11 protein-coding genes are annotated in these 12,486 nt (G+C 70.7%); 5 read left to right on the top strand and 6 right to left on the bottom strand.

All coding sequences use genetic code 11. From position 1 onward, the window contains the following. Positions 1-13: 13 nt before the first annotated feature. Complete coding sequence (locus ACFY3V_RS07615) at positions 14-241, bottom strand: hypothetical protein (RefSeq protein ID WP_362903885.1); 228 nt, start codon at positions 239-241, stop codon at positions 14-16. 447 nt (positions 242-688) lie between these two features. On the opposite strand from ACFY3V_RS07615, the gene ACFY3V_RS07620 reads away from it, so the two are divergent. Continuing rightward, positions 689-2,713: an NAD(P)-binding protein gene (locus ACFY3V_RS07620; RefSeq protein ID WP_389770982.1), complete on the top strand. Its 2,025-nt coding sequence runs from the start codon at positions 689-691 to the stop codon at positions 2,711-2,713. Positions 2,714-2,872: 159 nt separating this feature from the next. Here ACFY3V_RS07620 and ACFY3V_RS07625 read toward each other — a convergent pair whose 3' ends face one another. Both ACFY3V_RS07625 and ACFY3V_RS07630 read right to left on the bottom strand, forming a co-directional pair. Further along, positions 2,873-3,901: an acyltransferase family protein gene (locus ACFY3V_RS07625; RefSeq protein ID WP_389770985.1), complete on the bottom strand. Its 1,029-nt coding sequence runs from the start codon at positions 3,899-3,901 to the stop codon at positions 2,873-2,875. Between the two features lie 336 nt (positions 3,902-4,237). Then, the gene (locus ACFY3V_RS07630; RefSeq protein WP_350942376.1) at positions 4,238-5,044 is read right to left on the bottom strand and encodes an SDR family NAD(P)-dependent oxidoreductase; all 807 of its coding nucleotides are present in this window, start codon (positions 5,042-5,044) and stop codon (positions 4,238-4,240) included. A gap of 120 nt (positions 5,045-5,164) precedes the next feature. On the opposite strand from ACFY3V_RS07630, the gene ACFY3V_RS07635 reads away from it, so the two are divergent. From ACFY3V_RS07635 to ACFY3V_RS07650, 4 genes are all read left to right on the top strand, one after another. Next, complete coding sequence (locus ACFY3V_RS07635) at positions 5,165-7,714, top strand: nitrate- and nitrite sensing domain-containing protein (RefSeq protein WP_389770988.1); 2,550 nt, start codon at positions 5,165-5,167, stop codon at positions 7,712-7,714. Further along, positions 7,711-8,118 carry a roadblock/LC7 domain-containing protein gene (locus tag ACFY3V_RS07640; RefSeq protein WP_344914882.1) on the top strand — a complete coding sequence of 136 codons (408 nt, stop codon included), beginning with the start codon at positions 7,711-7,713 and terminating at the stop codon, positions 8,116-8,118. The genes ACFY3V_RS07635 and ACFY3V_RS07640 overlap by 4 nt, the downstream gene beginning before the upstream one ends. A 67-nt stretch (positions 8,119-8,185) precedes the next feature. Beyond that, positions 8,186-8,533, top strand: coding sequence for a DUF742 domain-containing protein (locus ACFY3V_RS07645; protein WP_350942372.1), 348 nt, complete (start codon positions 8,186-8,188; stop codon positions 8,531-8,533). Beyond that, positions 8,514-9,089 (top strand): ATP/GTP-binding protein, encoded by a 576-nt coding sequence (locus ACFY3V_RS07650; RefSeq protein ID WP_350942370.1) that lies wholly within the window; start codon positions 8,514-8,516, stop codon positions 9,087-9,089. Before ACFY3V_RS07645 ends, ACFY3V_RS07650 begins: the two co-directional genes overlap by 20 nt. 81 nt (positions 9,090-9,170) lie before the next feature. On the opposite strand, the gene ACFY3V_RS07655 is transcribed toward ACFY3V_RS07650, so the two are convergent. The 3 genes from ACFY3V_RS07655 to ACFY3V_RS07665 all read right to left on the bottom strand — a co-directional run bounded on the left by ACFY3V_RS07655 (position 9,171) and on the right by ACFY3V_RS07665 (position 12,433). Beyond that, a complete protein-coding gene (locus ACFY3V_RS07655; RefSeq protein ID WP_362518451.1) occupies positions 9,171-9,542 on the bottom strand; it encodes a DUF742 domain-containing protein in 372 nt (123 codons plus the stop codon). Further along, positions 9,539-9,928: a roadblock/LC7 domain-containing protein gene (locus tag ACFY3V_RS07660; RefSeq protein ID WP_350942366.1), complete on the bottom strand. Its 390-nt coding sequence runs from the start codon at positions 9,926-9,928 to the stop codon at positions 9,539-9,541. The genes ACFY3V_RS07655 and ACFY3V_RS07660 overlap by 4 nt, the downstream gene beginning before the upstream one ends. Before the next feature lie 258 nt (positions 9,929-10,186). Next, positions 10,187-12,433, bottom strand: a complete 2,247-nt coding sequence (locus ACFY3V_RS07665; RefSeq protein ID WP_362903895.1) for an ATP-binding protein — start codon at positions 12,431-12,433, stop codon at positions 10,187-10,189. Between the last annotated feature and the right edge of the window lie 53 nt (positions 12,434-12,486).

Raw genomic sequence — 12,486 nt, forward strand, 5'->3', positions numbered from 1 at the left:
GGAGCGGGGCGGATCAGGGGAGCGCGCGGGCGACGTAGATCGTGCGCGGCGGGAAGAACTCGACGACCACCACGATCGACGACGGGGCGATCTCCTCGTCCGGGACCGTCGGGTGGGCGTAGAACGCCTCGACGCCCCCGCGGACCTCCACCATCACCTCCCCGACCAGGCCGGGGCCGATCCGTCCCGTGACTCTTCCGTGCTTACCGACCACGTGATACTCCCCCGCGACATCGGTCAAAGGGAAAAGCGAATATGAAGGCACGGAGGCCGCCCCCGCGTGCCGCGCCTCGCCACCCGGCGACATGGAGGCGCCGGATCCCTCGCTTCACTTTATCCGAGTAACAAGTCGAATGGCCATATGGTTATGGATTATCCGACAATCCGGATGGCATGCCTTCCCTGCCTCGCGGGGTCGTCGGGAGGGCGTCCGGAGCACCCTCGAAGGGCGCGGAGCAGCGAGAATGAGCGGGATCGGCGGTGACGGCGTGGGGCGCGTACCGGGTCACTCGCGGCTTTTCCCGGATCGGATCGGCCAAGGCCCCATCTCCCCGCTTAATTCCCGGCCGCCACGACATGACTCTCATGTGGGACATGTCGCGACAGCGCGTTAATGGCCCGGGTAAAAACTTCCCGAAAACGCAGCGAGGCGACCCCACCGATCCATTCACATCGTGATGATCGCCCCATGACAGATCCTCACGAGATCAATCCACGTAAGGCCCTGGAACTCGGCATGGACCGGCTCATCTCCCGCCGGGACTTCTTCGATGGGGTGATCACGGCCACCGGCGTCGCGGCGGCGTGCTCGCTGCCCGGGACCGGTCGGGAAGAGACCCACTCCGCGCTTCCGGAGGATCTGGAGCTCTCCTGTCCGCCGTCCCTCACGGGGTTGCGCGGCGACACCGCGGAGGCGCTGAGCGTGCCCCACGCCCTCCGCGACCGGCGCTTCTGGCCGTACGTCGGCACCCCGGAACCCACCGGCGAGCACTACGACCTGGTCGTGGTCGGCGCGGGGATCAGCGGCCTCAGCGCGGCCCACCGATGGCTGGAGCGCGAGCCCGGCGCGCGGATCCTCATCCTCGACAACCACGACGACATCGGCGGGCACGCCCTGCGCAACGAGTTCCGCCCGGCGGCCAGGAAGGGGCCGCTGGTCGCGTACGGCGGCTCGCGGTCGATGCAGCACCCGTCGGCGTGGACTCCCGAGGGCAAGGACCTGCTCGCCAAACTGGGCGTCCACCCGGAAGGGCTCGGGGAACCCTCGGGCCGGGAGCCGTACGCGAGCCTGGGGATGCACGACGGCGTCTTCTGCGACCGGGAGGCGTTCCCCGCCGGAGGCGCGGAGAGGCTCGTCGTGCTCGGGCCCGGCAGGAGCGCTCCCGAGTGGATCGCCGAGCTGCCCGTCGCCGAGCGGGCCAGACGGGACCTGCTCATGCTGTACGGCGATCCGCCCGACTGGTTTCCCGGCCTGTCCGCCGAGGAGAAACAGGCGCGGCTGGCCCGGCTGACCTACTCGGGCTTCCTCAGGGACGTCTGCGGCGTCCACCCGGACGTGCTGGCGTTCGTCAGGACCATGCCGAGCGACGAGTGGGCCTACGGCTCCGACGCCTTCGGCGCGATCGACGCCTGGGGCAGCGCCGACGAGCACCGGTACCCGGGGTTCCAGGGGCTCGGGCTCGACAGGTCCAAGCCGTCCAGGTACAACTCCCCGACCGTGATCAAGGAGTGGGACGCGGGCGCACCGCGCGCCTGGCGCTTCCCGGAGGGCAACCAGGCGATCGTCAGGATGATGGTCGCCCGCATGATCCCCGGCTTCGCGACGGCCTTCGGCGTGAAGGACATCACCACCGCGAGCTTCGACTACGGCGTGCTCGACCGGCCGGGCAACCGGGTCCGCGTACGGTTGTCCAGCCCGGTCGTCTCCGCCGCCAACGACGGCCCCGCCGACACGGCCGGCGGCGCCACGGTCGGCTACTTCGACGGCGAGCGGGTGAGAACCGTACGGGCGGGCGGTGTGATCATGGCCTGCTGGAACTCGATGATCCCCTACCTGGTCGACGACCTCCCGCCCGAGCAGCGGACGGCCCTGGGGCGGGCGGTCAAGGTGCCCCTGCTGTACGCGACGGTCCAGCTCCGCGACTGGCGGGCCTGGCGGAGGATGGGGATCAGGCGCGCCCGGTTCACCGGCGCCCGCTGGTGCGTGGCCGAGCTCGACGACCCGGCGGACGTCGGCGCCTACAGATGTCCGAGGAGGCCCGAGGAGCCGATCACCGCGCACCTGGTCGGCACCCCCGTCACGCCCGGTGTGTCCCCCGCGCAGGGCTCGGTGGCCGGGCGGTACGCCCTGATCGAGACGCCGTACGAGCACCTGGAGTACAGCATCCGCGACCAGCTCACCCGGTTGCTGGGGCCCGGTGGCTTCGACGCGGCCCGTGACATCGAGGCGATCACGGTCAACCGGTGGGGACACGGCTACGCGCCGGAGTACGCCACCCCGTGGGACCTCGACTTCTACCCCGACGGAACCCCTCCCGCGGCCGTCGCCCGCAGGACACACGGCCGGATCGCGATCGCCAACTCCGACTCCGTTCCGGCCGCCCGCGCCGACGCGGCCGTCACCGCCGCCTACCGCGCGGTCGCGGAGCTGCAGGACGGGCCCTCGCGCCCTTCGCACCCTTCCGGCCCTTCCTCCGGACCGCTCCTGACCTGACTCCGGCGTCCCCGCTCCGACCTCGGGGGTCGGTCGGTCGTGGTTGGTCTCAATCGGTCGCGGTCATGGTCGGTCGGTCGCGGTCATGGTCGGTCGGTCGCGGTCATGGTCGTGGTCGGTCGCGGTTCGTGCTCGGTCGGTTTCGATCGGAAGGGCCGCTCAGCCCGGCTTTCTCAGTTTGGTGAAGGCCCAGCTCATGCTGGGCTCGACCGCCCAGTGAGTGACGCGCCGCACCGGCGCCGTACACAGCAGGGCGGCGAGCCCGACCCCGAAGAGCGCCACGGCCGTCACCCCGGGCATGGTCTGCGCCCAGTCGCCGTAGAACCGTTCGGCGACCTTCACCACCAGGCCGTGGAGAAGGTAGGCGTACATGGTCGCCATGCCGAGCCCCGAGTACCAGGTGCGCACGGAGGGGGTGACCGCGAGGAACGCCGCCACGAGCACCGCCCCCGCCGCCAGCATGCCCAGGCGGATCAGGCTGCCGGTGAGGTCGTCCACCCCGATCGCGTCGTTGGCGTGCCGCCAGCGAATCCACTCGGTCTTCACCACGGTGTGCGTGGCGAGCGCGAGCGCCGCGCCTGCGGCGAGGGTGACCGCGCCCGCGACCCGGACCCACCGCCTCCTGAGCCACTCGAAGTGCTCGGGCCGCAGCATGAGCCCGAGTACGTAGAACGGGAGCAGGCCGAGGGTGCGGTTCATCGACAGCTCGTCGGGGAGCCTGCTCATCCCCGACAGCAGCGACAGCCCGACCGCGACCACGAGCGGCCATCGCAGTTGCTGCCAGACCGGTGTGGACAGCCGCCACAGGAACAGCGACATCAGGAACCAGGTCAGGTAGTACGGGTCGAGGAGGCTGATGTCGAGCTTGCCGTACAGGAAGAGGCGCGGCAGTGAGTAGAGCAGCTCGAAGATCACGTACGGGACGGCGAGGGTGCTGATCAGCTTGCGCGCCTTGCCGGACGAGAAGGTGAAATTTCGTGACAGGTAGCCGCTCAGCACGATGAACAGCGGCATGTGGAACGTGTACACGAAGAAGTAGGCGGCATGCGCGACCGGAACGTCCCGCAGGTCCTCGATCAGGTGGCCGGACACGACCAGGGTGATCGCGAGAAACTTGGCGTTGTCGAAGAACGGGTCCCTCGCCGTGGCGGGCGGGAGGGCGGCCCGCAGCGGGGTTGCGACGCTCACAGCCCGGGACCGTAACCGGACCCGCCCAACACCCGGCGAACGCCCGGTGACGCGCGGGGAAATCCCCGCCGCGTACGCGAGGACGTGCGGCCCACCGTCTTGCCGTTCTTCCCTCGACCACATCCCCGCCGTGCACGCGAGGACGTACGTCGTGGGCACGCCCGCGCGACACCTTGGGGCGTGAAGCGCCCGTCGCGGGGACGTACGTCGTGGGCACGCCCGTCGCGAGGTCAGGTCGCGAGAGCGCATCGTGGGCACGCCCGTCGCGAGGTCAGGTCGCGACGTCGTGGGGCGTGGCGCGGCCGCCCGTCGGGAGGGCCGCGTGGGGGTGGGCGGTTACGCGACGGCGGCGGCGCTGGCGTCCCAGAGGGCGCGGGCCAGTGCGGGGTCGCTCATCCTCTTCGGAACGGCGGCGGGGGCGCTCTTGGCGAAGTAGCGGCCGGGGTGGGCGGCGCCGTCCGGATGGGTGGCGAGGTGGACCATGGTGCTCGCCCCCTCCTCGACGGTCTGCCCCATGCCGGGGATGTTCTTCACCATCCACATCATGAACGTCGACGGGGCGAACTCGGTCTTGATCACGCCGGGGTGGAAGCAGGTCGCGGTCACCTCGGTGTCCTGGAGGCGGCGGGCGAGTTCCACGGTGAACAGGGCTCCCGCCTGTTTGGTGTCCCCGTACTGGAGCCAGCCGCTCCAGCGCCGCCGTTCGCGGTTGAGGTCGGAGGGATCGAGTCCCCCGGTCTTGCCCGCGCGGGAACTGGTCGTGATCACCCGCCCGGTGACCCGTTCGAGCAGCAGGTTCGTCAGCAGGAAGGGGGCGAGGTGGTTGACCTGGATCATCGTCTCGTGGCCGTCGCGCGTGAACGTGCGCTCGGTCGTCATGACCCCCGCGTTGTTGACGAGGATGTCAATCCGGTCGTAGCGGGAGAGCAGTTCGGCTGCCAAACTACGCACATCATCCAAAAGGGTGTAATCGCAGGTAAACGTATCCGGGAGCACCCCGGAGACCTCCCGCACCCTTTCTGCCACCCGAGCCGTCTTGTCGGGATTACGGCCGACCAGAACTACGGTCTGCCCGCGCCTCGCGAGCTCCACCGCGGCAGCAGCACCAATTCCGGCACTAGCCCCGGTAATCACACTAATCATCGGATCCTCCACTGCGCAAAAACCCTATTCGGTGCTAGTCTCCTGTGCGATCTTCCGGAGGCGTAATCACCCCTAATGCGGCACGGGCCTCCACACGCTCAGAGGTTGGGACGAGTGGACATGGGCTCTAGAAACCGCTCGATTCGGTTCAAGATTTTCTCGCTGCTGCTCCTGCCTCTGTTGTCGTTGAGCGCGCTGTGGGGCTTCGTGCTCAACCTCACCGTCGGTGACGGCCTCGCGCTGCTGAGGTCGAACACCGTGTACCAGACGGTGGGCGTCACCTCCACGGACCTGGGCCTGCAGCTCCAGGCCGAGCGGACGCTGGCGTCGGTGGCGATCAGCTCCCGGGTCCTCACGAGCGGGATGGGTGAGCAGCGCGCCCGCACCGACCAGGCGGTCGGCGCGTTCAAGGCGGCCGCGGCCGAGGATTCCGGCAACCCGGAACTGAACAACTCACTGAGCGAGCTGGTCCGCAGGCTCGAAAGGCTCCCCAGCATCCGCTCGGGCGTCGACAGCGGACAGCACACGCGGCTGGGCGCGCTGTCGAACTACAACCAGATCCTCGACTCGGTCTTCCTGGTGTACGACCAGATGGTCGCGCTGCCCGATCTCTCGATCTTCCAGCAGGCCTCGGCCATGCAGGGGATGGGCAACGCCTACGAGATGATCGCGAGGGAGAACGCGCTGATCAGCGGGGCGCTGATCGACAAGCGGCTGTCGGAGGAGGAGCGCAGGGCCTTCGGCGAGTACGTCGCCACCCGGCGCTTCCTGCACAACCGGGGCGCGGCCGCGCTGGATCCCGAGCTGGGCACGCAGTACCGCGACACCTTCGCCTCCGCCACCTTCGAGAAGTTCACCGACCTGGAGAAGGTCATCATCTCCTCGGCCGGCGACCGGCTTCCCCCGGAGGCGAGCGCGTGGAAGGCGACCACGAACGCGCTCACGACCTGGCTCGACAAGGTCAACCTCGCCGCCGCCGAAGCCCTGGCGGAACGGGCGCAGGGGGTCGCCACCGGTGTCCTGGCCCGGATCGTGATCGCCGGTGGCGTCGGCCTGATCGCGGTGGTCGCGTCGATCATCATCTCGGTCCGCTTCGGCCGCCGTCTCGCCGCCGAGCTGGCCGGGCTCCGTTCGGCCGCCCTGGATCTGGCGGAGGTACGGCTCCCCCACGTCGTGGACCGCCTGCGGCGCGGCGAGGAGGTCGACGTACGTGCCGAGGCGCCGCCGATCCAGGCGGGCGGCTCGACCGAGGTGCACGACGTGGCCCACGCGTTCGGCTCGGTGCAGCGCACCGCCGTGGAGGCCGCCGTCGGCCAGGCCAACCTGCGGCGCGGTGTCAGCCAGGTCTTCGTGAACCTGGCCAGGCGCAAGCAGAGCCTGCTGCACCGCCAGCTCACCCTGCTCGACAGCATGCAGCGCCGGGCGACCGACCCCGACAGCCTTCAGGACCTGTTCCGGCTGGACCACCTCACCACCCGCATGCGGCGGCACGCGGAGGGCCTGATCATCCTGTCCGGCGCCGCCCCCGGCCGGTCGTGGCGCAAGCCGGTACCGGTGATCGACGTACTGCGGGCCGCGATCGCCGAGGTCGAGGACTACACCCGGGTCAGCGTGACGCCGGTGCCCGACATCTCGCTCGACGGGGCCGCGGTCGCCGACATCACCCACCTGGTGGCCGAACTGATCGAGAACGCCACGATCTTCTCGCCGCCGCAGACCGCGGTGACCGTGCGCGGCGACGTCGTGGCCAACGGATTCGCCGTCGAGGTCGAGGACCGTGGCCTGGGCCTGAGCATCGCGGAGTACGAGGCGATCAACGAGCGGCTCGCCAACCCGCCGGAGTTCGACCTGGCGGACAGCGACAGGCTCGGCCTGTTCGTGGTGGGCCAGCTCGCCTCGCGGCACGGCATCCAGGTCATCCTGCGCGGCTCGCCGTTCGGCGGTACCACCGCCATCGTCCTCATCCCCCGCTCGGTGATCGCCCAGCAGGACCCGCCGCTCGCCCTCACCGCGGAGCGGACGTCCCCCGCCGAGCGCGGCACCGGGCGCCAGGCGGAGCCGTACGTCCCCGCCCAGCCGGGAGCGCTCACACCTCCGGCCGGCGGCAACGGACTCCCGCGCAGGAACAGGCAGACCTCCCCGAGGCCGCCCCAGCCCGAGCAGCCCGCGGCCCCCTCTCTCAGCGTGGTGTCGGACCTGCCCGACCGCACACCGTCCCCACCCGCGGGCCCGGAGCCCGGATGGGAGACGGGCTGGGACACGGGATGGGACACGGGATGGGACACAGCCTCACGCGAGACGCCTCCCACGGCGTCGCCCCGAGGGGCATCTCAGGAGCCCCGTGAGTCCCACGAGACGCCCCGGGAGGCCCCCGCCGGGGAAAAGGGCGACAACGGCCGTCCGACGCGCCAGACGGCCACACAGGCCCCCAAGGGGCCGGGCGGCCTGCCCCGCAGGATCCGGCAGGCGAACCTGGCGCCTCAGCTCCGCCAGGAGGCGGAGTCCACCGGGCCCGCCGAGCCCGAGCCGAGCGCGGAACCGAACGAGGAGCGTTCGCCGGAGGAGGCCCGCGCGTTGTTCTCCGCCTTCCAGGCGGGGTCTCGACGCGGTCGCGAGGAGCAGGACAATGACTTCGCGCACCATACGACAGGCGATAAGGGGGACAAGTGACCGGAAAATTGACCAACACCGGCGAGCTGAACTGGCTCCTCGACGACTTGACCACCAGGGTGGGTGCGGTGCGCCAGGCGGTGATCCTCTCCACCGACGGGCTCGCCGTCGGATTCTCGAAGGGGCTCCTGCGCGAGGACGCCGAGCATCTGTCCGCGGTCGCCGCCGGGTTCCAGAGCCTGGCGCGCGGGGCGGGACGTCACTTCGGCGGAGGCGATGTGCGCCAGACCATCGTGGAGATGGAGTCGGCGTTCCTGTTCGTCACCGCCGCCGGGCAGGGCACCTGCCTGGCCGTGCTGAGCAGTTCCGACGCCGACGTCGGTCACATCGCGTACGAGATGGCGATGCTGGTCAAGCGGGTCGGCCAGCACATCTCCACCAACCCACGCCAAGGTCTCTCATGAGGGGGGGAGCGGTCGGCCGCGTCTTCAGCGGACCGCTGGATCCCCGAGCCCGGTACCGGAGGCCTGGATGACCCACTGGATGGACGAGGACGCCGGGCCCATCGTCCGGCCGTACGCCCTCATCGGGGGTCGCACCCGTTCCTCCGGTGACAAGCTGGACCTGGTCGCGATGGTCACCTCGACCCGTGGCGCTCCTACCGGGGGGTTCGTCCCAAGCCCCGAACAGGAACGCATCCTCGCCATGGTCACCACTCCGACCTCGGTCGCCGACGTCGCCTCGGACCTCAACCTGCCGCTCGGCGTGGTGCGGGTCCTGCTCGGCGACCTGCAGGACCACAAGCTCATCTCGATCGGGCGCGCCTCCGCGAGCGAGCGCATTCTCAAGGAAGTGATCAATGGACTTCGGGCCCTCTGACGAACCCGTCGCCCTCAAGATACTCATCGCGGGTGGCTTCGGAGTTGGCAAGACCACGCTCGTGGGCGCCATCAGCGAGATCCGGCCGCTCCGCACCGAGGAGGTCCTCTCCGACCGCGGTATCGGCATCGACGACGTCGACGGCGTCGAGGGCAAGACCACCACCACGGTCGCGATGGACTTCGGCCGCATCACGATCAGGGAGGGGCTGGTCGTCTACCTGTTCGGCACCCCCGGCCAGGAGCGTTTCTGGTTCATGTGGGACGAGCTGTCCTACGGCGCGCTGGGTGCCGTGGTGCTCGCCGACACCCGGCGGCTGACCGACTGCTTCCCCTCGATCGACTACTTCGAACAGCGCGGCACGCCGTTCATCGTGGCCGTCAACTGCTTCGACGGCGCCGAGCGGCACGACGCGGAGGAGGTGCGCGTCGCCCTGGACCTCGACGTGGACGTGCCGGTGCTGCTCTGCGACGTGCGGCGCCGCGTCTCGGCGAAGACGGTGCTCGTGACGCTCGTGGAGCACTCGCTGAGGGTGCTGACGGCCAGCCAGAGCTGAGAAAGCCGGACGAGGTGCAACCGGCCCCCGTGGCGGGGCCGGGCGCCGGCTCGGGCGCTCAGGGCCGGAGGGCGGAGGGCGTCACAGGGCGCGCAGGCCGCTGATCAGCTCCCTCAGGAGGTTCTCCGGGGGCATGGAGGCGGCGGGAAGCGGCGACCGTACCAGGATCAGGCCCTGGTCCAGCAGGTCGCCCAGGAGAACCCTGATCACGCCGATGGGCAGGCCCGCGTCCGAGGCGATCTCCACGATCGGGCGTGCCCGTTTGACCAGGTTGAGCAGCCGCCGGTGCTCGGAGCCCAGGTTCGCCCCCGAGGCGACCGGCGCTCCCGTCGCCACCGCCACCGCGAGCATGTCGAGCGAGGAGGACGACGCCCGGGTGCGTCCGCCGGTCATCGCGTAGGGGCGGACGACGGGACCCGCCTCCTCGTCGACCCACTCGACGTCGTCCTTCACAGGCCCCCCACCCGAGGGCTTGTGGCCAGATGTTGGCCGACGCGGGTGACCAGGCGGGCCATCTCGTAGGCGACCAGACCCACGTCCGCGGCACCGGTGGTCAGGACCGAGAGACAGCTCCCCTGGCCCGCGGAGGTGACGAACAGGAACGCGGAGTCCATCTCCACCATCGTCTGGCGCACGCTGCCCCCGCCGAACTGCAGGCTGGTGCCCTTGGCGAGGCTCTGGAAGCCGGAGGCGACCGCGGACAGGTGCTCGGCGTCCTCCTTGCTCAACGCTCGGGACGAGGCCATCATCAACCCGTCGTTGGACAGGATCAGTGCGTGCGAGACATCCGCCACACTCGTGACGAAGTCATCCAGAAGCCAATGAAGCTCACCCGGCACGTGGTCAAACCCCTTCCCCTGCGATGGTCTCGCCTGCCGCCGGCCCCCACCGGCTCGGTAAATCCGTTCCCGCCGATCCGTTCCCACCGGCGTGACTCCGAAGCACCCGAACCGGCGCGACTTCGCTCACACCGGCGTGACTCCCAAGCATTCGAACCGGCGCGACTTCACTCACACCGGCGTCGCCCTGACGCGCCCGAGACCTCCGGGCGGGGCTCCGCGAACCCGATCCCGCGGCTCCGCTCCCGCGCTCCCGCCTCATCGATCGGCACCGCCGTCCTCGTCGTCGGCGCGTCCGCGCTGCCAGCCGGACTGCAGGGCGCTCATCAGCGCCCTCGCCTCCTCGGGCGACCGTTCCTCGACCTCCGAGCCGGACGCCGAGCCGGGCGCGCTCTCCGACGGGCGGGACTCCCGCACCTGGCGCGGCGGCATGTTCGCCTGCCGCACCCGGCGGGGCAGGCCGTCGGCACCGCGCCGCCCCGGCTGCCACAGGTCCGCGGGGATCGGGACCTCGCCGGAGTCACCGGTCCGGTCCACCCGCTCCACGACGATCTCCGAGCGCCGCTCCGCCGACTCGGGCCGGGCGCCGATGACGGTGAGAACCGGCGGCTCCTCGACGGGCTCGGGGTCGCCGAGCAGATTCTCGGGAATGAGGACGACCACCCCCGTGCCGCCGTACGGCGAGGCGCGCAGCGTCACCTCGACCCCGTACCTGGCGGCCAGCAGGCCGACCACCGCGAAGCCCAGCCGGTCGGTGTCGGCGGGGTCGAACTCCGGCGGGCTGGCCAGGCGCTCGTTGATCGCGGCGAGCTTCTCGTCGGTCAGCCCGAGTCCCCTGTCCTCGATCTCGACCGCGAAGCCTCGCGCGACGAGCTCGCCCCGTACCGAGACCGGGCTGGCCGGCGGGGAGAAGACGGTGGCGTTCTCCAGGATCTCGGCGAACAGGTGCATCATGTCCGCGGCGGCGTTGCCGATCAGGGTGGTGCCGCCCGTCGGGTAGATCAGCACCCGGGTGTAGTCCTCGACCTGGGCGGCCGCCCCGCGCAGCACGTCCTCCATCGGCACCGCCGAGCGCCACTTGCGGCCCGCCGCCCCGCCGGACAGGATCACCAGACCCTCGGCGTGGCGGCGCATGCGGGTGGTGAGGTGGTCGAGCCTGAAGAGGTTGTCCAGCGCGATGGGATCCTCGGCCTGCTTCTGCATGCCGTCGAGCAGCTTGAGCTGGCGCTGCAGCAGCGACTGGCTCCGGCGGGCGAGGTTGCGGAACGCCTGCGAGACGCCCTCGCGCAGCCTGGCCTGCTCCACCGCGGCGTCCAGGGCGCTGCGCTGGACGCTGTTGAAGGCGGCGGCGACGTCGTGGACCTCCGTCGTGCTGCCCGACGGCTTCAGCGCGGGCGCCTCCGCCTCCACGTCCACCCTGTCGCCGCGGCGCAGCTTCTCCATCACCCTCGGGAGCCGCACCTGCGCCAGGTCGGCGGCGGCCCGCCGCACGTCGGCGAGCTCCCTGGTGATCCCGCTGCCGATCCGGTACGAGACCAGCACCGACGCGATGACCGCGATGAGGCCGAGCACCCCGACGACGCCGGCTCGGACGAAGACGCCGACGGCCACGGGCGTGGCCTGCTCGACCAGCAGGGGGACGGCCGCCGCGAGGGAGCGCCGGTAGGAGGCGTCCACCTCGTCCCCGACGGAGCGCCAGGCGGCGGACGACACCTCGGAGACGCCGGAGAGCAGGCGGTTCTCCAGGTCGGTGAAGCGGGCGTACGCCGAGGAGGCGATCAGCTCGGAGAAGGGGGCGCGCAGCTCGGGGGAGAGGTCGGGGAGCGCCTGCTCCATGAGGAAGGCCCGGTTTCCGGCGAGCTTGGCGAACAGCCTCGTCTCGCTCGCCGTCATCGGGGTTCCGAGCACGAGCGGGCCCGCGACGAGCGCCCGCTCGCGGTTGAGCACGTCCACGGCCTGGTTGATCATCGTGATGCCCCGCGACTGGCGGTAGAGCGGGAGGTCGTTGCTGAGGCTCAGGGTGTTGAAGAGCCGGCGCAGGGCGTCGGGCACCCGGCCGAACTCCTCGGTGAGGCCCACCGGGCCGATCCGCCCGGTGTCGATCCTGGCGCGGATCGCGTCGAGCCCGTCCACCTGGCGCATCAGCTCGGCGTGACGCGCCTTCATCTCGTCGGACATCGCCGTCTGCGCCACCCCGACGGTCGTCTGCCGGCGCAGGCGGTCACGGGCCTGGTCGGTGACGAGGCGCTGGCTCGCGAGGGTGTCGCGGTCCGCGGCGGAGCGGGTGGCCAGGTAGTCGGCCGACAGGAGGTGCTCACGCTGGACCGCTGCGCCGAGCTCTCCGGCGGGCTTGCCCACGGAGTCGTACAGCGTGCTGAGGGAGAGCAGGCTCATCGAGTCGCCGACCGTCACGGCCGCCGCGAAGCCCCACACCCCGACCAGTGAGACGAGGGGGATGACCAACAGCACCGAGACCTTGAACCGGATGGACCTGCTCGCTGCCATGTCACCTCAACGGCTTGCTCTCGGAGCGCCCGGGGAGACCGGGCAATCTCTAG

The sequence above is a fragment of the Streptosporangium sp. NPDC000095 genome (assembly GCF_042899335.1).
Classification (GTDB): Bacteria; Actinomycetota; Actinomycetes; order Streptosporangiales; family Streptosporangiaceae; genus Streptosporangium.